The 19,905-nt window shown below is 63.4% G+C and carries 27 protein-coding genes; 9 read left to right on the top strand and 18 right to left on the bottom strand.

Annotation, left to right across the window (positions count from 1 at the left end):
• Positions 1–2: 2 nt before the first annotated feature.
• On the top strand, positions 3–395 hold the full coding sequence (locus J2X76_RS20310; protein ID WP_310219097.1) for a diacylglycerol kinase: 393 nt from the start codon (positions 3–5) through the stop codon (positions 393–395).
• On the opposite strand, the gene J2X76_RS20305 is transcribed toward J2X76_RS20310, so the two are convergent.
• The 5 genes from J2X76_RS20305 to J2X76_RS20285 all read right to left on the bottom strand — a co-directional run bounded on the left by J2X76_RS20305 (position 392) and on the right by J2X76_RS20285 (position 3,072).
• Entirely contained in the window at positions 392–694 is a 303-nt protein-coding gene (locus J2X76_RS20305; RefSeq protein ID WP_310219096.1) for a type II toxin-antitoxin system RelE/ParE family toxin, read from the bottom strand. The genes J2X76_RS20310 and J2X76_RS20305 overlap by 4 nt on opposite strands.
• Positions 691–918, bottom strand: a complete 228-nt coding sequence (locus J2X76_RS20300) for a hypothetical protein (protein WP_310219095.1) — start codon at positions 916–918, stop codon at positions 691–693. Before J2X76_RS20300 ends, J2X76_RS20305 begins: the two co-directional genes overlap by 4 nt.
• Before the next feature lie 67 nt (positions 919–985).
• A complete protein-coding gene (locus tag J2X76_RS20295; protein WP_310219094.1) occupies positions 986–1,261 on the bottom strand; it encodes a type II toxin-antitoxin system RelE/ParE family toxin in 276 nt (91 codons plus the stop codon).
• Complete coding sequence (locus J2X76_RS20290) at positions 1,258–1,488, bottom strand: hypothetical protein (protein ID WP_310219092.1); 231 nt, start codon at positions 1,486–1,488, stop codon at positions 1,258–1,260. The genes J2X76_RS20295 and J2X76_RS20290 overlap by 4 nt, the downstream gene beginning before the upstream one ends.
• Before the next feature lie 48 nt (positions 1,489–1,536).
• Positions 1,537–3,072 (bottom strand): HAMP domain-containing sensor histidine kinase, encoded by a 1,536-nt coding sequence (locus tag J2X76_RS20285; protein WP_113129523.1) that lies wholly within the window; start codon positions 3,070–3,072, stop codon positions 1,537–1,539.
• 120 nt (positions 3,073–3,192) lie between these two features.
• Between J2X76_RS20285 and J2X76_RS20280 the strand changes: the two genes are divergently transcribed.
• From J2X76_RS20280 to J2X76_RS20260, 5 genes are all read left to right on the top strand, one after another.
• Positions 3,193–3,759: a thermonuclease family protein gene (locus J2X76_RS20280; protein WP_310219089.1), complete on the top strand. Its 567-nt coding sequence runs from the start codon at positions 3,193–3,195 to the stop codon at positions 3,757–3,759.
• A 2-nt stretch (positions 3,760–3,761) separates the two neighbouring features.
• Positions 3,762–4,418, top strand: coding sequence for a uracil-DNA glycosylase family protein (locus J2X76_RS20275; RefSeq protein WP_405030069.1), 657 nt, complete (start codon positions 3,762–3,764; stop codon positions 4,416–4,418).
• A gap of 49 nt (positions 4,419–4,467) precedes the next feature.
• Positions 4,468–4,956 (top strand): Lrp/AsnC family transcriptional regulator, encoded by a 489-nt coding sequence (locus J2X76_RS20270; protein ID WP_113129526.1) that lies wholly within the window; start codon positions 4,468–4,470, stop codon positions 4,954–4,956.
• Between the two features lie 102 nt (positions 4,957–5,058).
• Positions 5,059–5,475, top strand: coding sequence for an ester cyclase (locus J2X76_RS20265; RefSeq protein ID WP_310219087.1), 417 nt, complete (start codon positions 5,059–5,061; stop codon positions 5,473–5,475).
• A 15-nt stretch (positions 5,476–5,490) separates the two neighbouring features.
• Positions 5,491–6,243 (top strand): AraC family transcriptional regulator, encoded by a 753-nt coding sequence (locus J2X76_RS20260; RefSeq protein ID WP_310219084.1) that lies wholly within the window; start codon positions 5,491–5,493, stop codon positions 6,241–6,243.
• On the opposite strand, the gene J2X76_RS20255 is transcribed toward J2X76_RS20260, so the two are convergent.
• The 5 genes from J2X76_RS20255 to J2X76_RS20235 form a co-directional block, all read right to left on the bottom strand.
• A complete protein-coding gene (locus tag J2X76_RS20255) occupies positions 6,240–6,929 on the bottom strand; it encodes a DNA alkylation repair protein (RefSeq protein WP_310219083.1) in 690 nt (229 codons plus the stop codon). The two genes, J2X76_RS20260 and J2X76_RS20255, sit on opposite strands and share 4 nt — an antisense overlap.
• A 7-nt stretch (positions 6,930–6,936) precedes the next feature.
• Entirely contained in the window at positions 6,937–7,809 is an 873-nt protein-coding gene (locus J2X76_RS20250) for an NAD(P)-dependent oxidoreductase (protein WP_310219082.1), read from the bottom strand.
• Between the two features lie 140 nt (positions 7,810–7,949).
• Positions 7,950–8,360 carry a CopD family protein gene (locus J2X76_RS20245; RefSeq protein WP_046630484.1) on the bottom strand — a complete coding sequence of 137 codons (411 nt, stop codon included), beginning with the start codon at positions 8,358–8,360 and terminating at the stop codon, positions 7,950–7,952.
• 2 nt (positions 8,361–8,362) lie between these two features.
• On the bottom strand, positions 8,363–8,917 hold the full coding sequence (locus tag J2X76_RS20240; protein WP_310219080.1) for a DinB family protein: 555 nt from the start codon (positions 8,915–8,917) through the stop codon (positions 8,363–8,365).
• Positions 8,918–9,092: 175 nt separating this feature from the next.
• Positions 9,093–9,920, bottom strand: a complete 828-nt coding sequence (locus J2X76_RS20235) for a class I SAM-dependent methyltransferase (RefSeq protein ID WP_113129532.1) — start codon at positions 9,918–9,920, stop codon at positions 9,093–9,095.
• Between the two features lie 117 nt (positions 9,921–10,037).
• Here J2X76_RS20235 and J2X76_RS20230 point away from each other — a divergent pair, with 117 nt between their 5' ends.
• On the top strand, positions 10,038–10,760 hold the full coding sequence (locus J2X76_RS20230) for a DUF2270 domain-containing protein (protein ID WP_113285972.1): 723 nt from the start codon (positions 10,038–10,040) through the stop codon (positions 10,758–10,760).
• Positions 10,761–10,786: 26 nt separating this feature from the next.
• On the opposite strand, the gene J2X76_RS20225 is transcribed toward J2X76_RS20230, so the two are convergent.
• The 4 genes from J2X76_RS20225 to J2X76_RS20210 all read right to left on the bottom strand — a co-directional run bounded on the left by J2X76_RS20225 (position 10,787) and on the right by J2X76_RS20210 (position 13,705).
• On the bottom strand, positions 10,787–11,050 hold the full coding sequence (locus tag J2X76_RS20225; protein ID WP_113129534.1) for an usg protein: 264 nt from the start codon (positions 11,048–11,050) through the stop codon (positions 10,787–10,789).
• 150 nt (positions 11,051–11,200) lie between these two features.
• Positions 11,201–12,031, bottom strand: coding sequence for an ABC transporter permease (locus J2X76_RS20220; protein ID WP_310219078.1), 831 nt, complete (start codon positions 12,029–12,031; stop codon positions 11,201–11,203).
• Positions 12,028–12,810 carry an ABC transporter permease gene (locus J2X76_RS20215; protein ID WP_113129536.1) on the bottom strand — a complete coding sequence of 261 codons (783 nt, stop codon included), beginning with the start codon at positions 12,808–12,810 and terminating at the stop codon, positions 12,028–12,030. Before J2X76_RS20215 ends, J2X76_RS20220 begins: the two co-directional genes overlap by 4 nt.
• Positions 12,811–12,922: 112 nt before the next feature.
• Positions 12,923–13,705 (bottom strand): ABC transporter substrate-binding protein, encoded by a 783-nt coding sequence (locus tag J2X76_RS20210; protein ID WP_113129537.1) that lies wholly within the window; start codon positions 13,703–13,705, stop codon positions 12,923–12,925.
• Between J2X76_RS20210 and J2X76_RS20205 the strand changes: the two genes are divergently transcribed.
• Both J2X76_RS20205 and J2X76_RS20200 read left to right on the top strand, forming a co-directional pair.
• Positions 13,698–13,970, top strand: a complete 273-nt coding sequence (locus tag J2X76_RS20205; protein ID WP_162732340.1) for a hypothetical protein — start codon at positions 13,698–13,700, stop codon at positions 13,968–13,970. The genes J2X76_RS20210 and J2X76_RS20205 overlap by 8 nt on opposite strands.
• 45 nt (positions 13,971–14,015) lie before the next feature.
• Complete coding sequence (locus J2X76_RS20200) at positions 14,016–16,391, top strand: OmpA family protein (protein WP_310219076.1); 2,376 nt, start codon at positions 14,016–14,018, stop codon at positions 16,389–16,391.
• A gap of 50 nt (positions 16,392–16,441) precedes the next feature.
• Here J2X76_RS20200 and mobB read toward each other — a convergent pair whose 3' ends face one another.
• The 4 genes from mobB to J2X76_RS20180 are packed head-to-tail and all read right to left on the bottom strand — an operon-like array spanning position 16,442 to position 19,774.
• Positions 16,442–16,957, bottom strand: coding sequence for a molybdopterin-guanine dinucleotide biosynthesis protein B (gene mobB / locus J2X76_RS20195; RefSeq protein ID WP_310219075.1), 516 nt, complete (start codon positions 16,955–16,957; stop codon positions 16,442–16,444).
• Entirely contained in the window at positions 16,954–17,586 is a 633-nt protein-coding gene (gene mobA, locus J2X76_RS20190) for a molybdenum cofactor guanylyltransferase MobA (protein ID WP_310219074.1), read from the bottom strand. Before mobA ends, mobB begins: the two co-directional genes overlap by 4 nt.
• Entirely contained in the window at positions 17,586–18,812 is a 1,227-nt protein-coding gene (locus J2X76_RS20185; protein WP_310219378.1) for a multidrug effflux MFS transporter, read from the bottom strand. The genes mobA and J2X76_RS20185 overlap by 1 nt, the downstream gene beginning before the upstream one ends.
• Before the next feature lie 47 nt (positions 18,813–18,859).
• Positions 18,860–19,774, bottom strand: a complete 915-nt coding sequence (locus tag J2X76_RS20180; protein ID WP_310219073.1) for a DMT family transporter — start codon at positions 19,772–19,774, stop codon at positions 18,860–18,862.
• Positions 19,775–19,905 lie beyond the last annotated feature (131 nt).

Raw genomic sequence — 19,905 nt, 5'->3', positions numbered from 1 at the left:
GAATGGAAAAGACGCCGGTCGACAGCAATATCGAAAGGGCGACCGGCATCCGCCGGGTGGTGGCCGCATTCCGCTATTCCATGCAGGGCCTGACGCGCCTGTTGCAGGAGGAGGCCTTTCGCCACGAGCTGATCGCCGGCGCGGCCGGTGTCTTGCTGTTCGCGCTGGTCGGCGCCAGCGCGCTCGACTATTTCGTGTTCGCCATCCTGATGCTGGTGCTGTTTGCGGTCGAATCGCTGAATACCGCGATCGAGGAACTGGTCGACCGCATCTCGCCGGAAATCTCCACCGTCGGCCGCCACGCCAAGGATCTCGGCTCCTTCGCGGTCTTCTGCCTGCTCTGCGCCAACGGGTTTTTCGCGCTTTATGTGGTGGTCAGGAGTGTGTGGAGCTAACCGCCCGCCGGTTGATCCGGCATCGAAGATGGATCGCGTGCCGCATGGCGGATGCCGACGACAATGATCTCATCGTCGCCGGACAGATAAAATATCAGATACGGATAGGGCGTTACGGCTACACGTCGCATCGGTTCAAGGCTGGTGAGAAGACCTGTCAGCGGATATTCCGAGAGGTTCTCCAAAACCTGCCGAATCCGCGTGCTGACGTTGCGAGCGCCTCCCGGAGAATGACTGGCTACATAGCTGAGGATATCCTCCAGCTCGACTGCGGCTTCAGGGGTGAAGCGTATGATCACTGAGCGTATTTCGACCAGATGGCCGCTACCTGCTCGGCCGGTGCAAATTCGCGTCGCGCGGCTTGGTCCAGCGATTTGGCGAAACTCACTACTTCGTCGGCGGTGAGCTGATGCACCGGCTCGCCTTTGCCCACGAGCGTTAGTACGACACGAGCGATCTCATCCTGCATTTCGGCAGGAAGTTCCCTGGCTGCTTCGATGGCGCGGTCGAGAAGTTTGGTCATGACGGCAATATGCACGCAAATCGGCCGGTGCAAAAGAGGTCGATCGCCTCAGGTAAGAGTGAGGTGACTACTGGCTTTTGCGTGCCGAGTGGAGGAAGCGGGTCACGACGACGTTGTCGCCGGTAACCCGATAGAGCATGACGTAAGGGTAGGGCGCCAGGTTAAGCCTTCGCGTGGACGGTTTGGTCGTCTTGCGGCCTGCACGCGGCTGATGACCAAGCAGGTCAATGGCCTCGGAAATTCTTTGCGAGACGCTCTCCGCGCCGGATGGTGACCGCTCGCGGATATAGGATAGGGCTTTATCGATCTGTCGGGAGGAAAGCGCGGTAAAGCGCACGCTCATCGAAGGTATTTCGCGAGAATGGTACGAACCTCTTCCTCGCCGACCACTTCCCCGCGTTCGATCTCCCGATCAGCTTCTTCGAGATCGGCTTCTTCCTCAGGCGTAAGCTGGTAGACGTCCCCATCATCCTCACCCATGAACCTGAGCAGAATCTCGGCGATCTCATCCTGCATTTCGGCAGGAAGTTCCCTGGCTGCTTCGATGGCGCGGTCGAGAAGTTTGGTCATGGCGGCAGTATGCACGCAAATCGGCCGGTGCAAAAGAGGTCGATCGCCTCAGGCAAAGCTCTTGCGGCGGCGGGCGACCGTCTGGGCGTCGGCGACGGCCGGCACGCTCTGCAGCACGCGCGTTGCCGGCAGGATGGCGATCGCCTCGGTGCCTTCGCGCAGCTTGGAGCGCAGGATGAACTGCCCGTCGTGCTTGGCAAGGATCGCCTGGACGATCGGCAGGCCAAGCCCGGTGCCCTGTTCGGCGCTCTTGATGGCGATCGAGCCCTGGCCGAAGGCCGAGAGAACGACCGGGATTTCGTCTTCCGGAATGCCCGGCCCGTTGTCCTTGATCGCCACATACTGGCCGCCGCCGGCCGTCCAGCCGACCTTGACGGTGATCTCGCCGCCCTGCGGCGTGAACTTGACGGCGTTCGACAGCAGGTTCAGGAGCACCTGGCGCATCGATTTCTCGTCCACCCAGACCTGCGGCAGCTGCGGTTCGAACTGCTGGCTGATCGAGATGTTCTTGGCGCTGGCGCGCAGCTGCACCATGCCGATGCAATCCTCGGCGATCTCCAGCAGCGACAGCGATTCCTCAGCAAGATCGTAGCGGCCGGCCTCGATGCGCGACAGGTCGAGGATCTCGTTGATGAGGTTGAGGAGATGCTGGCCGGAGCGGTGGATGTCGCCGGCATATTCCTTGTAGGTCGGGTTGGCGAGCGGCCCCAGGACCTCCGAACTCATGACTTCGGAAAAGCCGAGAATGGCGTTGAGCGGCGTGCGCAGCTCGTGCGACATCGAGGCGAGGAAGCGGGATTTGGCAAGGTTTGCCTCTTCCGCCCGGCGACGGGCCTCGTCCGACATGGATTTCGCCACTTCCAGCTCGGCGATCAGGTCGTCCTTTTCCGACTGATAGGACATCAGCGTCAGGTTGGAGCGATAGAGCCGGTCGGCGATATAATGGAAGAAGACGACCGCGACGGCGCAGATCGCGATCATGCCGATATCGAGCACGTTCCGCGTCAGGATGGCGGTGGCGAGCAGCGCCAGAATCATCGGCAGGAAGCCGAAGAGCACGCCGAGGCGCAGCATGAAGCTGCTCATCGCGGTAATCGAGATCGCGAAAAGGAGCGCTGCCCCCTTGTAGAAATAATAGCTGTCGCCGGAGCAGGCATTGCAGTTCTGCAGCGCAAACAGGGCCCAGCCGACGCCGACGATGACCTGTGCGGCAAGCAGGCGGCGGCGCCATTTCTGCACCTCGGCCGCGGTGATTTCCTTGCGGCTTGCGCGGCGGGCAAGCAGCACGTTGATGGCGTGGACGCTGAGCATCAGCAGTGCCCAGGCGAAGAGATTGGCATTCGGATTGAGATAGACGCCGATCGCCGTCACCACGACGATGAAGAGGGGCATCACGGATGCGCCCTGCAGCACGGTGTTGACGTGCATGGCGATCATGTCGCGGTCGAAGATCTGGTTGCCCTGGGAGCTGGACTGCAGGCGCTCCCGCGTGGCGCGAACGGCTTTGGAAACGGCCTTGTTGCGGTGGCCGCGCGAGCGATCAACGATGTTTTTGTCGGTCGATGTGCTGACGCCGCTACTCATGGCCACTGAACTGATACCCCGGGTGTTGAGAGAATATGTCCAAAACCTTAAGAGAGTACTGCCGGGAAAGGTTTTGTTTGCCATTTTCCTGAAGCTTCCGTTTTCCAATGAGGCTGGATTGTGGCCAGAACGTTCAGGATTTTTCGCGATGGCGCGTTTCTCGTCGCCTTCTTCATCCTTCTGGTGCTGATCGCCGCCAAGCTGGACGAGGCAGCCGACAGCGTCGTGCATGGCCCGTTCCATGTGATCGACGGCGATACGCTCTCGGCGGGCGGGGAGCGGTTGCGGCTGCAGGGCATGGATGCGCCGGAGCTCGACCAGACCTGCGAGGATGGCCGCGGCAAGCCCTGGGCCTGCGGGGACGAGGCAAGACGGTTGCTGATACGGCTCGTCGGGAATGGCGAGGTCGAGTGCCTCGGCCGCGAGCGCGACAAATATCATCGGCTTCTGGTGCGCTGCCATTCGGGTGCGACGAGCATCAACGGGGCGCTGGTAAGGCAAGGCCTCGCCATCGCCTCGGGACGCTATGCCGAGGAACAGGAGACGGCGCGGCGCGAACGGCAGGGGCTGTGGGCCGGCCGGTTCGAAAGCCCACGCGACTGGCGCGCCAGCCGCGGGATGATGGACAATACGAGTTTCGTGCAGGCGTTCGCCGACTGGATGAAGCGAGTGACCGGGTGGCAATGAGCATGGATGGCATCGTCAATGGCGAAGATATCGGCGGGCTCGCCGGCGCGATCGCGGCTTGCCGCATCTGTCGGGACGCGCCCGCGAAGGGCGAGAGCGACCGTCTGCCGCATGAGCCGCGGCCGGTCGCCGTGTTATCGAAGACGGCGAGGGTGCTGATCGCCGGGCAGGCGCCGGGGCTTCGGGTGCACGAAAGCGGGCTGCCGTTCAACGATGCCTCGGGAAACCGGCTGCGCGACTGGATGGCGGTGACCCGCGAGGAATTTTATGATCCGCAAAAGTTCGCGATCGTGCCGATGGGCTTCTGTTTTCCGGGCTATGACGCCAAGGGCAGCGACCTGCCGCCGCGGCTCGAATGTGCGCCGCTGTGGCGCGCCCGGGTGATTGCCGCGATGCCGCAGATCGAACTTGTTCTCGCCGTCGGCGGTTATGCGCAGGCCTGGCATCTGGGCCGCCGCCGCAGAAAAGGCATGACGGAGACGGTCCGGAACTGGCGCGAATATCTCCTTGCCAATCAGGGGCCACGGATCCTGCCATTGCCGCATCCCAGCTGGCGCAATACCGGCTGGCTCAAAAAGAATCCGTGGTTCGAGGCGGATTTGCTGCCGGTGCTGCGACAGCATGTGGATAGCTTGATACGTGAAACAAATTTCGGTTAACTGCCACGAATTCCGTGTATAACGAAAAATGATTTCGAAAGGGAACTGAATGGACCGCCTCGATCGCAAGATCCTTCGTATTCTGCAGGAAGATTCCACTCTGGCCGTCGCGGACCTCGCGAAGAAGGTCGGTCTCTCGACCACGCCTTGCTGGCGCCGCATCCAGAAGATGGAAGAGGATGGCGTCATCCGCCGCCGCGTGGCGCTGCTCGATCCGGTCAAGGTCAACACCAAGGTCACGGTTTTCGTTTCGATCCGCACTGCCAGCCACTCGATCGAATGGCTGAAGCGGTTTTCGGAAGTGGTGGTGGATTTCCCCGAAGTGGTCGAGTTCTACCGCATGAGCGGCGACGTGGACTACCTGCTGCGCGTCGTCGTTCCGGATATCGGCGCCTATGACGCCTTCTACAAGCGCCTGATCGCCAAGATCGAGATCCGCGACGTCTCGTCCGCCTTCGCGATGGAGCAGATCAAGTACACGACCGAACTGCCGCTCGACTACATGATGCTGGACAACCAGAAGTCCGGCGAGGAGTAATCCGCCGATTGGCGGACCGGGATCATTTTCTGGCAGGACGGGCCGAGTTGAAACCGCCCGTTTTGTCGTATCTGGGCTTCATCGAAACAGATGGAGCGCGACATGCAGGACCAGGCCAAGACCAACAAGGCGATCGTCGGCGGATATATAGAAGAGATCTGGAACCGCGGCATGACCGAACGGTTCGCGGATTTTTTCGCTGACGATTACGAAGAAGCCGTCTATTCACCGGCCAATGCGGAAGGACATTGCGCCATGTTGGCGGTGCAGAAGCGCATCATGCCGGATGCGGTCTGGACGGTCGAACGTATGACCGCCGAAGGCGATGCCGTCATCTGCGAGCTGACATTGCACGGCACGCACCAGGCGGCTTTCAAGGGCGTCGAAGCTTCCGGCAATCCCATCCGGGTCCGCGCCTACCGGACCTTCGTTTTAAAGGACGGAAAGATCGTCCGCCATTCCGCGTTGCTCGATACCGCCGAACTGCTAAAGCAGATGCGGGGACAGCAAGCGGCTTAAACAAGTCCGGCAGCGATGGCGACAATTTCTCATGCCTATTATCGGATCTTTGACGAACCTTTCGAGATCGAACGGGCCTTCGATGCCGATTACCTCCTCTATGCTTCAGCCGGCACCTTCATTCTCGATATCGGCGACCGCCGCTGGATCCTGCCGCCGCAACGGGCGGCGCTGATCGCGCGGGGAACGGTGATTGCCGTTCGTAGCAAGGGGGCGGCCACGGCGTCCTCCGTACTCTTCGGCGACGGGGAATTCGGGACGCCGCTGTCGGCCTGCCGGGTCTTCGGCCTATCGGAACTGGCGCGGCAGATGATCCTGTATGTCATGCGCTGGGATGCCGGGCGTGATGCGGCTGACGGAGCCGCGAACGCCTTCTTCAGGGCACTCGCCTCCGCTGCGGAGGAACTGGCCGCCGAGGAAGACGAGACGTGGCTGCCGAAACCGCAGTCGCCGGGCATGGCGGTCGCCGTCGACCGGATGCTGGAGCAGCTCGACCGGGATCTTGATTTCGGTGCCCTGGCGGAGGCTGCCCGCCTTTCGGAACGGACGTTGTCACGGCGCTTCGATGCGGAGCTCGGCTTGAGTTTTCGCGATTTTCGGCATCGGGCGCGGATGGTGAAGGCCAAGGAGATGCTGCTTGCCGGGCGGGAGCCGATAACGGAAATCGGCCTTGCCTGCGGGTTCGAAAGCACGAGTTCCTTCATCAAGGCGTTTCGGACGTTTGCGGGCGCGACGCCGCGTCAGTATCGGATGGGGAAAGCCGGCTAAGCCTTCAGCCGCGCCAGAAGCTTCTCGCCCGACAATTCCTTGACGGCATCCTTGCCGATCCAGCGGGCGGTCTTGTCCGGCGAGGCCGCGAGCTTTTCGGAGAGCGCCAGGGCAGGGGCGTGGCAGGCGCGGTTGCGCTTGCCGATATTGCGGAGCGCCCAGTTGACCGCCTTTTTCACGAAATTGCGCGGGTCGCCGGATTGCGCCTCGATCATTGGCAGATAGGCGATGAACGTGCCGTCCGGCTCCTGCTTGCGGTGCACGGCGGCACCGGCGATCATCGCAAACGCGGTGCGGCGGATAAATTCGCGATCGTCCGCGGCGAAATCCGCGACGAGCTGCTGCCAGAACGGCGTCTCGGTAAAAAGGTCGGCGGCCGTGTCGACGATTTCCCAGGAGACAAAATCCTCCGACCAGCCGCGTGCCTCGGCAGGCGTCAGCGATGCGGGATCGGCGGTATAGATCGCCAGCATGCGCGCCTCGCGAATGCCGGTGCGCCAGAGGTCCAGCGCCCGGCCGTGATCGCGTTTGACGATCCGGGCGATCTTCTGCAGGTCGGGATTGGAAATGCCGATCGCCCGGTCGGTGACGATGCCGAACCGGGACATGCCGGAAATATTCTCCTCCGAGCGCAACGTTTCGAGATGCGCGACGATCCCGGCGACGTCGGAGGAGGGGCCGATCATGGCCGGACTATTTCTTTTCCAGCCGCGCCAGCAGCGAGGACGTGTCCCAGCGCTTGCCGCCCATCGCCTGCACGTCGCCGTAGAACTGGTCGACGAGTGCCGTGACCGGCAGCTTAGCGCCGTTGCGGCGGGCTTCGGTCAGCACGATATCGAGATCCTTGCGCATCCAGTCGACAGCGAAGCCGAAATCGTATTTGCCGGCATTCATGGTCTTGTAGCGGTTCTCCATCTGCCAGGAACCGGCCGCGCCCTTGGAAATCACCTCGATGACCTTTTCGATGTCGAGGCCGGCCTGCTTGCCGAAATGGATCGATTCGGCCAGCCCCTGGACGAGGCCGGCAATGCAGATCTGGTTCATCATCTTGGTGAGCTGGCCGGCGCCGGCCGGGCCCATGAGGCCGACCATGCGGGCATAGGCGTCGATCACCGGCTTTGCCTTTTCGAAGGTCGCCTCGTCGCCGCCGCACATCACGGTCAGCACGCCGTTTTCGGCGCCCGCCTGGCCGCCGGAGACCGGAGCGTCGATGAAGCCGATTCCATTTTCCCGTGCCGCCGCATCGAGCTCGCGGGCGACTTCGGCGCTGGCGGTGGTGTTGTCGATCAGGATCGCGCCCGGTTTCATGCCGGCGAGAACGCCGGTTTCGGTGATTGTCACCGAGCGGAGATCGTCGTCATTGCCGACGCAGACGAACACGAAGTCGGCATCCTTGGCCGCTTCGGCCGGCGTCGCGGCGGCCTTGCCGCCGAACTTCGTCGCCCAGTCCCCGGCCTTGGCGGCGGTGCGGTTATAGACGGTCACGTCATGGCCGCCCTTGACCTTGAGATGCCCGGCCATCGGATAACCCATCACCCCGAGACCGATGAATGCCACTTTCGCCATGCTGAACCTCCACGATTTTGTTGGGCAGAGGATTAGAGCAAAGCGGCCCTGCGGAAAAGCGCAGTTCGGCGAAAAGCGCAGATTTCGATCGGCGGTTCTGTTGGCCGGACGCTGAAAATTGCCAACGACTGGGCCGGGGCTCAGAACGGCTTGATGACCGCGAGCGCGACGATGACGACCACCGAGCCGAGGACGATCGGCAGGCCGGCACGCACGAAGGCCGGCGGGTCGAGATGCGGATCGGCTTCCATGCGGCGCATCCAGGCGCCCTGCATGCCGTGCAGCGCCGACAGCATGAGGACGATCAGGAATTTGAAGCCGAACCAGCCGGACGTATAGAAGCCGTAGCCGAAGGCGAGCCAGAGGCCGAACAGCCAGGCGCCGCCGAGGGCCGCGGTGGTGACGGTACGGTCGTATTTCCTGAGCGCCGAGATCACGCCGGTGCGGATGGTCGGCGGCACCATGCCGATGACGAAGGCATTGATCAGCATGCCGCCGATCAGCAGGAAGTCGGAAAGGATGTGCAGGGCCTTGATGACGAAATAAAGCATGGTCAACTCCAGATCATGGCTTCGGTGAAGCCGAGTTCGGCAAAATCCTGTGCGCGCAGCTTTTCCTCGTCGGCGGCGAAAAACTCGTCGAGCTGCGGCGGGGCGATGGAGGTTCCGGACAGCATCGCATGCACCTGGCCGCGATGGTGGACCTGGTGCTGGAAGAGATGCAGCAATATCCGGTCGGCCCGTTCCACCTGCACATGTTCGGCGCGGGGAATGCGGATTTCCTCGGCGATGGTTTTCTCGTCCAGGCGTCGACAGTGATCGATGAGCCGACGGTCGGCGGCACGCTGCTCGGGATCGAGATCGGCAAAGGCGGGAAACGGGATTTCCGGCTCGAAGGCCGCAGCACCCACGCAATCGCCTTCGAGCGCGCTGATATAGAGCCAGTCGACGGTCAGGATATGGTTGAGCGTGTGGATGATCGACGGGAAGAAGCCGATCCGCGTCGCATCCAGCTCTTCGGGCGAAAGCTCTGCGCAGGCTTTCAGCAGCCGGTGGTTTGCCCAGGCATTGTTATAGGCCTGGGCAAGAAGATAGCGCTGCGGCGTCATCCGAATCCCTCCGTTGCGGAGCGCAAATTATCGGTGATCAACCGCAATGAGAAGATGGCTTGGACGGCTTATGATGTCGCGGCTGCGGGGCGCTTCCCGAACCGGTTGTCCAACCCGGAGATCGGCATTGCACGCCATCAGGCGGCTGATGCCGATTTCCCGTCTCTCGTCATGTTCACTGATGGCTCTGCAATTTCGCAATCACCAGATGCCCCGGCGTCGGATGGCCGTCCTGCATGCGCACGTTGATGTCGGAGATTTCGAGGATTTCGAAGCCGGTGGCGGCGAGGCGTTCGCGGACGTAGCTTTCGGCATGGGCGAAACGCTGGTGCGGGCCGACCATGTACGGGCGGCCGGCGAAGGTCTCGCCGGGCAGGGTTTCGGACGAAAAGACGAACAGGCCGCCGGGCGTCATGTTTTCCGCTGCGCCGAAGAACAGCGGCTCCAGCGCGCCGAGATAGGGCAGCACGTCGGTGGCGGTCACGAGATCGAAGGGCTCGTCGTCATTGTCTTCGAGGAAATCCTCGACTTCGGCCACGTAAAGCGTCTCGTAGAGATCCTTTTCGTGTGCGATCTCGACCATGTTCTCGGAAATGTCGATGCCGGTGATGTCGTCGACCATGTCGCGCAGCGTGCCGCCGGTGAGCCCCGTGCCGCAGCCGAGGTCGAGCATGCGCTTGAACGGTCCGAGCTTCAGCTCCTGCAGGCGCTGGCGCACGATGACCGGCACGGCATAACCGAGCTGCTCGACGAGAATGTCCTCGAAACTTTCGGCATGCTGGTCGAACAGGGTTTCCACATAGGCATCAGGCGCCCTGGGAGGCGTCTCGCCGCGACCCATGGCGGCAATACGCACGGCCGCGCCACCGTGGTCCTCGGGATCGATCTCCAGCACCTCTTCGTAGGCCTTGACCGCGGCGTCGATATCGCCCGCCTTTTCCAGCGCCAAAGCGCGGTTATAGGCCTCCGCCAATGCGTCTTCGTCGATCTTCTTCATCGCCATATCCTTCGTTTGCTGCGCCTTTAAGCCGATGGCGCCCGTTTGTCCATCAGCGGAACGTGACGCATGTTCATTCGTTGAAGGAACAGGGAAACAACCCATTGCCTTGGGAGGAACGGCATGCCAGCCGATCAGGGCCAGAACGCGCTGGAGCAGAACCTGGAACGGCGGGCGCCCTCGCTGCCGATCACCTCTGCGGAAAAAGCCAATGTGATCATCCATTACTATCGCGGCGAACTCGGGCGGATGACGAGCTGGCGCGACCGCATCGACCGGACCACCAACTGGGCGATCACCGTGGTGGCGGCGCTGTTGTCGGTATCGCTCTCGACGCCGACCTCTCACCATGGCGTGGTCGTGTTCGGCATGTTGCTGGTGTCGCTGCTCCTGCTGATCGAGGCGCGGCGCTACCGCTTCTTCGACGTCTACCGGGCAAGGGTTCGCAAGCTCGAGCGGCATTATTTCGCCCAGGCGCTCCATCCGCAGGCGGATCTCAAGCCGGATTGGGCGCAGGCGATCGCCAACAGCCTTCGCAATCCGTGTTTCCTGATCAGCTATCGCGAGGCGCTTTTCCGGCGCGTCCGGCGCAACTACGTCTGGATGTACGCCATCCTGCTGATGGCCTGGCTTCTGAAGATCTCGACGCCCAAGCTCCTGCCCAACGACACGCAGGCGGATGTCGTCTTTTCATGGACGGAGGCCGTCCACAATGCCGCGCTCGGGCCGCTGCCGGGATGGAGCGTGATTGCGCTCGTCGCCCTTCTTTATGCTGCGGTCCTCTTCGCAGCCGTCCACCGCGAGCCGGACGAAGGCGAATTCGCCCATGGCGAGGTGCATGTCTGAGCGTTTGTCTCAAGTCGCGGCGAAGGTCAGTGCAGGATGATCTCGCCCTTGACCGCCCGCCACTCGGTGGCCGAAATCAGCTTGCGATGAACGTAGCGAACGGAATGCAGCGGGCCGTCGAGCTTCTCCTGCCAGAATTTCAGAAAGCCGTTCATCTCCGGGAAATCCGGGGCGAGGTCGTAGTTCTGCCAGACATAACTTTGCAGCAGCGCCGGATGGTCCGGCAGGCGGTAGAAGATCTGGGCGGTCGTGAGACCATAACCTTTCAGCATCATTTCCATTTCAGACATGCAGCAGTTCCCGTTTGTTGTTTCGAGCTGACGTCGTTGCGTCAGCCGATAGGAGAACATGCCATGTTTAACCGAAGCTTTACAATTGCGCCTTAAGAGCACATTCGTGATAAATTACAGTACGTTAGCAGCCGTTTTCCGCGAGTGCTGCTAACGCTTCAGGTGGCGCGTCAGGCGCGCTTCGAGGAAGGCCCACAGGTGCCGCAGCGCCTCGACGATGGCGAGGTAGAAGATCGCCGCCCAGAGGTAGGTCTGGTAGTCGAACGTGCGCGAGAAGGCATAACGCGTCTCGCCCATCAGGTCGTAGACGGTGACGATCGACACGACGGCCGAGCCTTTGATCATCAGGATGATCTCGTTGCCATAAGGACGCAGTGCCACGATGAGCGCCTGCGGAAGGATGACCTTGCGGAATGCGACGTATTTCGAAAGACCGAGTGCCGCTGCACCCTCGTGCTGGCCCCGCGGTACGCTCTCGATCGCGCCGCGCAGGATCTCGGCCTGATAGGCGGCGGTATTGAGGACAAACGAGAGCAATCCGCAATACCAGGCCTCGCGGAAGAACCACCAGAGGCCAACCGATTCCAGTTCCGGCCGGAAGCTGCCGAGCCCGTAATAGATCAGGAAAAGCTGGGCGAGCAACGGCGTGCTGCGGAAGATATAGACATACGCATAAGCAACGGTGTTCAGCACGCTGCTCTTCGACATGCGCGCGAACGCGATCGGCAAAGACAAGACGGCGCCGAAGGCGATCCCCAGCACGACCAGGGAAACCGTCGTCCACAGGCCGTGCAGGTAGCGCGGACCGTAACGCAGGAATTTCTGCTCGTCCCAGCCGTTGATGACCGTCAGGACGAGCGCCAGGGCAAGCAGGGCCCAGAGCGCGAGCACGGCCAGGGCGGCGATCCGGGCGCCGGTGATCCTGCGCTTGGCGATGGCTGGCGCGGGGCGCGGCGGGATCAGCTGGCTGACGGCCGTCATCGGCGGACCTCCGAGCGTTTCGCCCAACGCTCCAGGAAGCCAAGCCCGACAGACGAGATGGTGGCAAGCGTCAGATAGAGCAGGCAGGCGATGAAATAGAAGAAGAAGGCTTCCTTGCTGACCCGTGCCGCAATGCTGGTCTGGCGCAGGATCTCCGCAAGCCCGATTGCAGATGCGTAGGACGTGTCCTTGAGGAGGATCAGCCAGAGATTGGTGAGGCCGGGCAGCGCGATGCGGATAAGCTGCGGCAGGACGACCAGGATCATGGTCCGCGAGCGGTGGAGCCCGAGCGCGTCGCCCGCCTCGTACTGGCCGCGCGGGATCGCCCGGAAGGCGGACAGCATCACTTCCGACGAATAGGAGGAGAAGACCACCGAAAGCGCGACGACGCCAGCCAGGAAGGCATTGATCTCGACGCGTTCCTGATAGCCGAACCACGCCAGCACAGCCTGGATGAGAATCTGCAGGCCGTAATAGATGATGAAAAGAGTGAGCAGCTCCGGCAGGCCGCGGAAGATCGTCGTGTATATGCCGGCGGCGAGCCTCAGCAACTTTTCCTCCGACTGCGCCGCAAGCGCAATCAGGAAGCCGATCACCAGCCCGACGGGCAGGGTGACGACCGCCAGGCCGATGGTGATCTTCACCCCGAACGCAATCTCGTCGCCCCAGCCCGCATCGCCGCAGGCGACGAGCGAGCCCGAGCCGAACAGGGAAAAAACGCCGACAGGACCGCAGAGCGGATCGAGTGCGCTGAAAAGGGCGGAAAAGAATCCGCTCATATGATGGTTTTCCCCTGCGGCTTCTGTCGGACCGCTCTTAGCTTTGCTTCATTAAAAAGAAAAACGGCGGAAGGGCAAGCCTTCCGCCGGATTGATGCACCGAACTCGTCGCTTACTTTTCGCCGTAGACGTCGAAGTCGAAGTACTTGTCCTGGATCTTCTTGTAAGTGCCGTTGGCGCGGATCGCGGCAATCGCCGCCGTGAACTTGTCGGCGAGTGCCTGTTCGCCCTTGCGAACGGCGATGCCGGCGCCTTCGCCATTGATCTCGACGTCGATCGGCAGCGCCGAGAGGATCTTGCAGCACTTGCCGGCATCGGACTTGACCCATGCCGACAGCACGACGATATCGTCCACCACGCCGTCAATACGGCCATTGGACAGGTCGAGCTTGTATTCGTCGGCGGTCGGATAGAGCTTCAGCTCGGCATCCGGCATGTGCTTTTCCGCATAGTTCGAATGGGTCGTCGAGCCCTGGGCGCCGAGCGTCTTGCCCTTCAGCGATGCAGGCGAGGCATCCTTGATCGGCGAATCCTTCGGCACGGCGATGGCCGGCGGCGTGTTGTAATATTTCTTCGAGAAGGTGACCTGTTCCTTCCGCTCGGGGGTGATCGACATGGAAGCGACGATGGCGTCGAACTTCTTCGACTGCAGCGCCGGGATGATGCCGTCCCAGTCGTTGGTGACGAAGGTGCAGGTGACCTTCATCTGGTCGCACAGAGCCTTGGCGATATCGATGTCGAAACCGGTGAGCTGGCCGTTGGCTTCGAGGTTGTTGAAGGGCGGATAGGCGCCTTCGGTGCCGATCACGAGTTTCTCCTGGGCCATTGCCGAACCGGCGAACAGAGACAGGGCGGCGATCGAGGCGGCAGCAAGGAATCGGGTGGAAATGTTCATGTTGATCCTCTCTGTTGGCAACCTGCGGGTGTTGGTCTTTTTCGGCCGCAGGGAGACGGGACGCGCGCAACCGCACGGCCCGAGTGGATTTTTAGATACCTGCTCGGGAAAAATTGCAACGGCATTTTACGTGCACGTTCAGGTGCTTTCAGTTCATGAACAACACATTCATGCGAGGTTCAGGCCGGCCGCAACAGGCTGCGCGGAACCATTTTGGTGCAATTCAGTTGAGGTGCCGCGCAAGTCCGCCGAAAAACGGCAATAAAGGACGCGCATGAAAGGGATGACACCCCTAGAAGAGGAAATGTCCATGTCGCAAAAATTCAGACTGTTCGCCAGCGTCGCAGCGCCTTTGGTGTCGCTGCCGCTGATGCTGCAGCCAGCCGGTGCCGCCCCCGTGAGACCTGTTATCGATGCCGGCCAGGCGCCGGGCGTCATCCAGGTGCAGCAACAGATCCTCCCGCCGGGCGCTCCGGGCGCCCAGGAGGGCGAGGGACAGCCGCGCCCCCGCCGCAAGCCGCAGGAGGAGCAACAGCAGGCTCCGGCGCAAGCCCAGCAGCCGCAAGCCCAGCAGCCGGCCCAGGCCGAACAGCCGCGGCGTCAGAAACCGGCGGAACCCGACGCAGCCCCTCGCGAAGCAGCACCCCGCCAGCCGCAGGCCGAGCGACCCGCCGCCGAGGCGCCCGCACAGGAGCGTCCGCGCCGTCAGCAGCAGGATGCCGGCCAGGGGCAAGGTCAGGGCGGAAACGACGCCCAGCCGCGCCGCCAGCGCGAGCAGGCCACGCCGCAGACCGAGCAGCCGGCCGCAAGGGAAGCGCAGCAGCCGAAGGCGGCTCCGGTAGAAAAGCAGGCCGAAACGCCGAAGCCGGAACGGCCGGCCACCAATCGCGCCGCCACCCCGGACGCCGCGCCGGAGGCTCCCGCTCGCCGCGATGCCCAGCAGCCGAAAGCCGCTCCGGCCGAGAAACAGGCTGAAACGCCGAAGCCGCTGCCGCCTGCGACCAACCGCGCCGCGACGCCGGAAACCGCGCCGCAGGCTCCGGCCGGCCGCAATGCGCAGGAGCGCAACGCCGCCCCGGCACAGAACCAGGCCGAAACGCCGAAGCCTTCGCAGCCGCCGGCAACCGATCGCGCCGCGACGCCCGGTGCAGCACCTGAAAATCCGGCTCGCGGCACCGCAACCGGACAAGCTCCGGCCCAGGCTCCAGGCCAGGCTCCGGGCACCGGCACCGCGCAGGACAGGCGCAACCAGCCGCCGGCCGCAACCGGCCAGGCCGCCCCGGGCCAGCAGGTTCCCGGCCAGCCGGTTCCGGGTGACGCGCCCCGCCGGCAGACGACCGAAGGACAGCCTCCGGTCGCGCCTTCCGGTCAGCAGCTCCCCGGCCAGCCCCAGGGCCAGCAGGCGACCGGCGCCCAGCCGACCGCTCCCCAGACGGCAACCACGCCCCAGCAGGTCGAACGCGCCAAGGAACTTGCCAAGGATCCGGCTGCGGCCAAGAGCGGCGAACAGGTCGTGCTGCCCGTTCAGAATGGCGCAGCCGTGCTCGACAGCGCCAAGGAAGCGCCGTCCGCCCGTCCGCCACGCGACGGAGAGCGTCCGCGCCGTCCGGCTCCCCAGCAGGCCGACCAGCAGCAGCTCGCGCCGCCGAAATCCGATGCCGAGGCCCAGGCCGGCACCCGCGCCACCCGCGAACAGCAGCAGGAATTCCGCCAGCTGTCGGAAGAGCGGGGCCAGCGCCTCGACCAGCGTCCGCAGTTCGAACGGCCTCGCGGCTGGGAATTCCGCGATGCGGCCGGCTTGAACGGCAGCCGTGACCGCAACGGAGGCCGCGACCGGGATGGCGGACGGGTGATCATCTCGATCGACAACCAGACCGTGGTTCGTCACGACGACAGCCGTCGTTTCTACGACGACCGTGGCCGGGCGCCGCAATACGAGCAGCTTCGCGACGGCCGGGTGCGCGAGGTCATCGTGCGTGACGACGGCACCCGGATCGTCACCGTCCGCAACAGCTATGGCGAGATCGTCCAGCGCTCGCGGGTCGTGAAGGGCGGTGAGGAATACGTGCTCTATTATGCGCCGGAACTGGTGGATAACCGCCGCGGCCGCGACTATGTCTGGCGCGACCCGGGCGACGATCTGCCGCCGATGCGCCTCAGCGTGCCGCTCGACGACTACATCATCGATACCTCGACCGAACCGGACCGGGATTATTACGAATTCCTGGAACAGCCGCCGGTCGAGCGGGTCGAACGGGTCTATTCGCTCGACGAAGTGCGCTACTCCGCCCGTATCCGGGACAAGGTGCCGCGTATCGACCTCGATACCATCACCTTTGCCACCGGCAGTGCCGAAATCCCGATGAACCAGGCGAGCTCGCTGCGCAAGGTCGCGGACGCGATCAACAAGGTTCTGAAGCGGGATCCTTCCGAAACCTTCCTGATCGAAGGCCATACGGATGCCGTCGGCAGCGACGACAGCAACCTCGTTCTTTCGGACGAGCGCGCCGAAAGCGTCGCCCGGGTGCTGACGGATGCGTTCAACATTCCGCCGGAAAACCTGGCGACCCAGGGTTATGGCGAGCGTTACCTCAAGGTCCGCACCGACGGCCCGGAACAGGAAAACCGCCGCGTGACCGTGCGCCGCATCACCCCGCTGGTCAAACCGGTCGCCTCGAACCGGTAAGCGGTTTCAGGCACTTCAAGCCAAGCCGCCGGAGCGATCCGGCGGCTTTTTCACGTGTCTGGAAGCCCGGTCACCGTGGCGATGAAATCGGCGATCGCGGTCGTGTCGTCGAGGTCGAAGACCGGGATGCCGGCATCCGTGACCGGGTGGTCGGCGGCGATGGCGACGATATGGGGATCGCCGGGTGCGAGCGGTTCGCGATTGTTGCTCTCGATGCGACGGGCTTCGATCTTCGGGACCGGCTCACGCTTGTAGCCTTCGATCAGCACCAGATCGCACGGGGCAAGGCGCGAGAGGATTTCCTCGAAACTCGGTTCCGGCGCGCCGCGCAGCTCGTGCATGATCGCAAAGCGGGTGCCGGAAACGATTGCCACCTCATGGGCGCCGGCTTGGCGGTGGCGGAAGGAATCGGCACCCACCTTGTCGATGTCGAAATCGTGGTGGGCGTGCTTGATCGTCGAGATCGCATAGCCGCGGCGGGTGAATTCCGCCACCAGCCGCACCGCCAGACCCGTCTTGCCGGAATTTTTCCAGCCGGAAATGCCGAAGACGCGGGGAGGGGTCATGAAAGCTCCTGAGCGAAACGGCGGGCCTCCTGAAGGTCCTCGGGCGTGTTGATGTTGAAAAAGGGGTCTAGCAATCCGTGCGGGGTCCCGATCATCGCGAACTCGACGGTCACCAGCGGGTGACGTCGGAGAAAATCCCTGATGCGGCGGTTGTCGGGGCCGGCGAGCCAGCTCCCCAGATCGTCGGCGATCGAGACCGGCCAGAGCCCGAATACCGGATGATCGCGACCGTCCGAGACGGCGATGACGATCGCGTTCGGATTGTCCGCTCCCGCTTCAAGCCGACGCACGAGATCGAGGGGGACAAAGGGGCTGTCGGAGGGGACCGTGAGGAGATGTGTTGCGCCGGGGCTGCGGGCGCGCATGTCGCGCAGGCCGGAGAACACCCCCGCGAGCGGGCCGATCTGGCCGCTGATCCGGTCGGGCAGCAGGCGCAAGCCGAGCGGATTGGGAAACTCCGCCCGCGCGTTCAGGGTGATCTCCGAGACCTGAGGGCCGAGCCGCCGCACCACATGAGCGAGGATCGTATCGCCGCCGATGGTGAGAAAAGCCTTGTCGGCACCCATGCGGCTCGATTTGCCGCCGGCAAGGATCAGGCCGGGAGGTCGGGTGGAGACGGGCGCAGCCATCAGCTGTCTTCCTTCGTCGGGATCGCACCTTCGCGCCGGTCGATCTGCCGGACATAGGCGGTGGCGAAAAGCGCGAGGACGGTGGTGACGCCCATAACGACGAGAAGCGGCATGGCGCCACCTTCTTCCTTCAGCACCGCGGCTGCAAGTGTCGAAAGCGCCGCACCGCCGCCGACGGTGATCGCCCCGCCAAGGCCGGACGCGGAGCCGGCAAGATGCGGCCGCACGCTGACGATGCCGGCATTGGAGCTGGGAAGGGTAAGGCCGTTGCCGACGCCGGTGAGCGCCAGCGGTGCGAAGAACGCAAACGGCCAGGGTGCCTCGAAGAGCAGGAAGACGGCGGTGATGGCGACACCGATCAGGCTGACCACGCTGCCGGAGATCATCATCGACATGGTGCCGAAATGACGGGTGTAGCGTCCCGAAATGAAGTTGCCGACCATGTAGCCGGCGGCGATCAGGAAGAACTGCACGCCGAGCATGGTCGGCGACAGATGGTAGATCGCGGTGCCGACGAAGGGCGCCCCGCCGAGGAACGAGAAGAAGACGCCGGAAGAGAAGGTCGAGGTGAACGTATAACCCCAGAAGCGGCGCGAGCGGAAAAGGTCCGGCCAGCTGCGGAACTGCGCGGTGAAGCTGCTGGCCGGCGCGCGGTTGGTCTCGCCGAGATCGGAAAAGACCAGCGTCAGCGTCAGCAGGCCGAGCCCGAGCATCAGGGCGAAATTCGCCTCCCAGCCGAACAAGTCGTTGAGCGCGCCGCCGATCGTCGGGCTGACCATCGGCACCAGCGACATGCCCATGGTCACGTAGGCGATCATCGAGGCGGCGCTTTCCATCGGCACGGTATCGCGGATGATGGCGCGGGGCAGGACGAAGCCGGCGACGACCGCCGTCTGCAGCAGCCGCCCGATCATGAAGACGGTGACATTGGCGGCGAACAGGCAGATCAGCGTGCCCGCCAGCATGATCAGGATGCTGCCGATCATCACGCGGCGGCGGCCGAGGAGGTCGGACAGCGGGCCGAGGATCAGTTGCAGCACGGCGGTGCCGGCGATGTAGCCGGAGACGGCGAGCTGCATGACGGCGTATTCGGTACCGAAATGGGTCGCCATGGCGGAGAGCGACGGCAGGAAGACGTTGAGCGAGAGGGCGGCAAGACCGGCGCAGACGACGAGCGTCAGAATATGGGGCGGGGTTCGTCTGTCGAGAAATCGGCTTTGCTGCACGTCGTCCTGTCCTTTCACGCCTGTCTTTCGCCCTTCCGTCCGGCGCGTCAGCTCCGGCCGCCCGTCAGGCCGGCCGTTGCCTTCTCGGCGATGCCGTTCTGGCGCTTGCGCTCGCGGTAGAAGGCATAGAGGCCGGAGCCGATGACGACCGCCGCGCCGACCAGCATATAGGCGTTCGGACGTTCGCCGAAGGCGAAAAAGCCGATGAACAGGGCCCAGAGCAGGCCGGTATAGCGGAACGGCGCGATGAAGGAGATCTCGCCTGTCCGCATCGACTGGATCACCGCCTGGTAGCCGGCAAAGACCAGCACCGAAGCGATCGCCAGGTGCCCGAGCGCATAGGTGCTGACCGGCTGCCAGCCGCCCATCGGTGCGATCAGGATCGCTCCGAGAACCGTATTGGCGAGCGACGTGAACAGGGTCAGCGTCAAACTGGGGGTGTCGGCCCTGATGCGCTTGGTGGTGAGATCGCGGCATGCCGTGCAACAGCAGGCGACGACGGCAAGCAGCGCCGCCGGCGTAAAACCTTCCGGACCGGGGCGGATGATGATCAGCACGCCGAGGAAGCCGATGCCGATCGCCGTCCAGCGCCGCCAGCCGACGGGTTCGCCGAGAAAGAGAGCCGCGCCTAACGTTACGGCAAGCGGCAATGCCTGCATGATCGAGGAGATGGCGGCGAATTCGATATGGGCCAGCGCCGAGAGAAAGGTCAGCGTCGCGCCAAGCTCGAAGACGGTGCGCAGCAGCACCAGCGGCTGCATGACCGCCTTCAGCGAGAGGGTGACGCCCATATACCGCGCCACGCAGTAGATCAGCGCCGTTGCCATGACGCCGCGCACCGCCATGATCTGGCCGATGCCGAGCTCCGGGGTGACCGACTTGACGAGCGCATCGTTGCAGGTGAAAGCCGCCATGGCGAGCGCCATGAACAGCGCGCCCCGCGAATTTTCCGACGATGCCATTCCAAGTTTCCTCCGGTACCCGGTTCTCTTAAAGCAACGGCTTACGCATCGCCAGTCCGGTTGGCCCGCAGGCGGTACTCTTTTGGGTAGAAAGAGAAAATCGTGATATGCGGCAGGATGTAGTAAATGTA

This window comes from Neorhizobium sp. 2083 (assembly GCF_031455615.1).
Lineage (GTDB): Bacteria > Pseudomonadota > Alphaproteobacteria > Rhizobiales > Rhizobiaceae > Neorhizobium.
This window is presented reverse-complemented; position numbering and strand designations above follow the sequence as displayed.

Bases quoted from the DNA above. Each gene is read 5' to 3' on its own strand.
- J2X76_RS20255 (WP_310219083.1), bottom strand. From the start codon at position 6,929: ATGATCGGCCCCTCCTCCGACGTCGCCGGGATCGTCGCGCATCTCGAA.
- mobA (WP_310219074.1), bottom strand. From the start codon at position 17,586: ATGGCTGCGCCCGTCTCCACCCGACCTCCCGGCCTGATCCTTGCCGGC.
- J2X76_RS20265 (WP_310219087.1), top strand. From the start codon at position 5,059: ATGCAGGACCAGGCCAAGACCAACAAGGCGATCGTCGGCGGATATATA.
- J2X76_RS20215 (WP_113129536.1), bottom strand. From the start codon at position 12,810: ATGAGCGGATTCTTTTCCGCCCTTTTCAGCGCACTCGATCCGCTCTGC.
- J2X76_RS20310 (WP_310219097.1), top strand. From the start codon at position 3: ATGGAAAAGACGCCGGTCGACAGCAATATCGAAAGGGCGACCGGCATC.
- J2X76_RS20220 (WP_310219078.1), bottom strand. From the start codon at position 12,031: ATGACGGCCGTCAGCCAGCTGATCCCGCCGCGCCCCGCGCCAGCCATC.
- J2X76_RS20250 (WP_310219082.1), bottom strand. From the start codon at position 7,809: ATGGCGAAAGTGGCATTCATCGGTCTCGGGGTGATGGGTTATCCGATG.
- J2X76_RS20240 (WP_310219080.1), bottom strand. From the start codon at position 8,917: ATGACGCCGCAGCGCTATCTTCTTGCCCAGGCCTATAACAATGCCTGG.
- J2X76_RS20260 (WP_310219084.1), top strand. From the start codon at position 5,491: ATGGCGACAATTTCTCATGCCTATTATCGGATCTTTGACGAACCTTTC.
- J2X76_RS20180 (WP_310219073.1), bottom strand. From the start codon at position 19,774: ATGGCATCGTCGGAAAATTCGCGGGGCGCGCTGTTCATGGCGCTCGCC.
- J2X76_RS20270 (WP_113129526.1), top strand. From the start codon at position 4,468: ATGGACCGCCTCGATCGCAAGATCCTTCGTATTCTGCAGGAAGATTCC.
- J2X76_RS20205 (WP_162732340.1), top strand. From the start codon at position 13,698: ATGTTCATGTTGATCCTCTCTGTTGGCAACCTGCGGGTGTTGGTCTTT.
- J2X76_RS20290 (WP_310219092.1), bottom strand. From the start codon at position 1,488: ATGACCAAACTTCTCGACCGCGCCATCGAAGCAGCCAGGGAACTTCCT.
- mobB (WP_310219075.1), bottom strand. From the start codon at position 16,957: ATGACCCCTCCCCGCGTCTTCGGCATTTCCGGCTGGAAAAATTCCGGC.
- J2X76_RS20230 (WP_113285972.1), top strand. From the start codon at position 10,038: ATGCCAGCCGATCAGGGCCAGAACGCGCTGGAGCAGAACCTGGAACGG.
- J2X76_RS20210 (WP_113129537.1), bottom strand. From the start codon at position 13,705: ATGAACATTTCCACCCGATTCCTTGCTGCCGCCTCGATCGCCGCCCTG.
- J2X76_RS20295 (WP_310219094.1), bottom strand. From the start codon at position 1,261: ATGAGCGTGCGCTTTACCGCGCTTTCCTCCCGACAGATCGATAAAGCC.
- J2X76_RS20285 (WP_113129523.1), bottom strand. From the start codon at position 3,072: ATGAGTAGCGGCGTCAGCACATCGACCGACAAAAACATCGTTGATCGC.
- J2X76_RS20200 (WP_310219076.1), top strand. From the start codon at position 14,016: ATGTCGCAAAAATTCAGACTGTTCGCCAGCGTCGCAGCGCCTTTGGTG.
- J2X76_RS20275 (WP_405030069.1), top strand. From the start codon at position 3,762: ATGGATGGCATCGTCAATGGCGAAGATATCGGCGGGCTCGCCGGCGCG.
- J2X76_RS20300 (WP_310219095.1), bottom strand. From the start codon at position 918: ATGACCAAACTTCTCGACCGCGCCATCGAAGCAGCCAGGGAACTTCCT.
- J2X76_RS20235 (WP_113129532.1), bottom strand. From the start codon at position 9,920: ATGGCGATGAAGAAGATCGACGAAGACGCATTGGCGGAGGCCTATAAC.
- J2X76_RS20245 (WP_046630484.1), bottom strand. From the start codon at position 8,360: ATGCTTTATTTCGTCATCAAGGCCCTGCACATCCTTTCCGACTTCCTG.
- J2X76_RS20225 (WP_113129534.1), bottom strand. From the start codon at position 11,050: ATGTCTGAAATGGAAATGATGCTGAAAGGTTATGGTCTCACGACCGCC.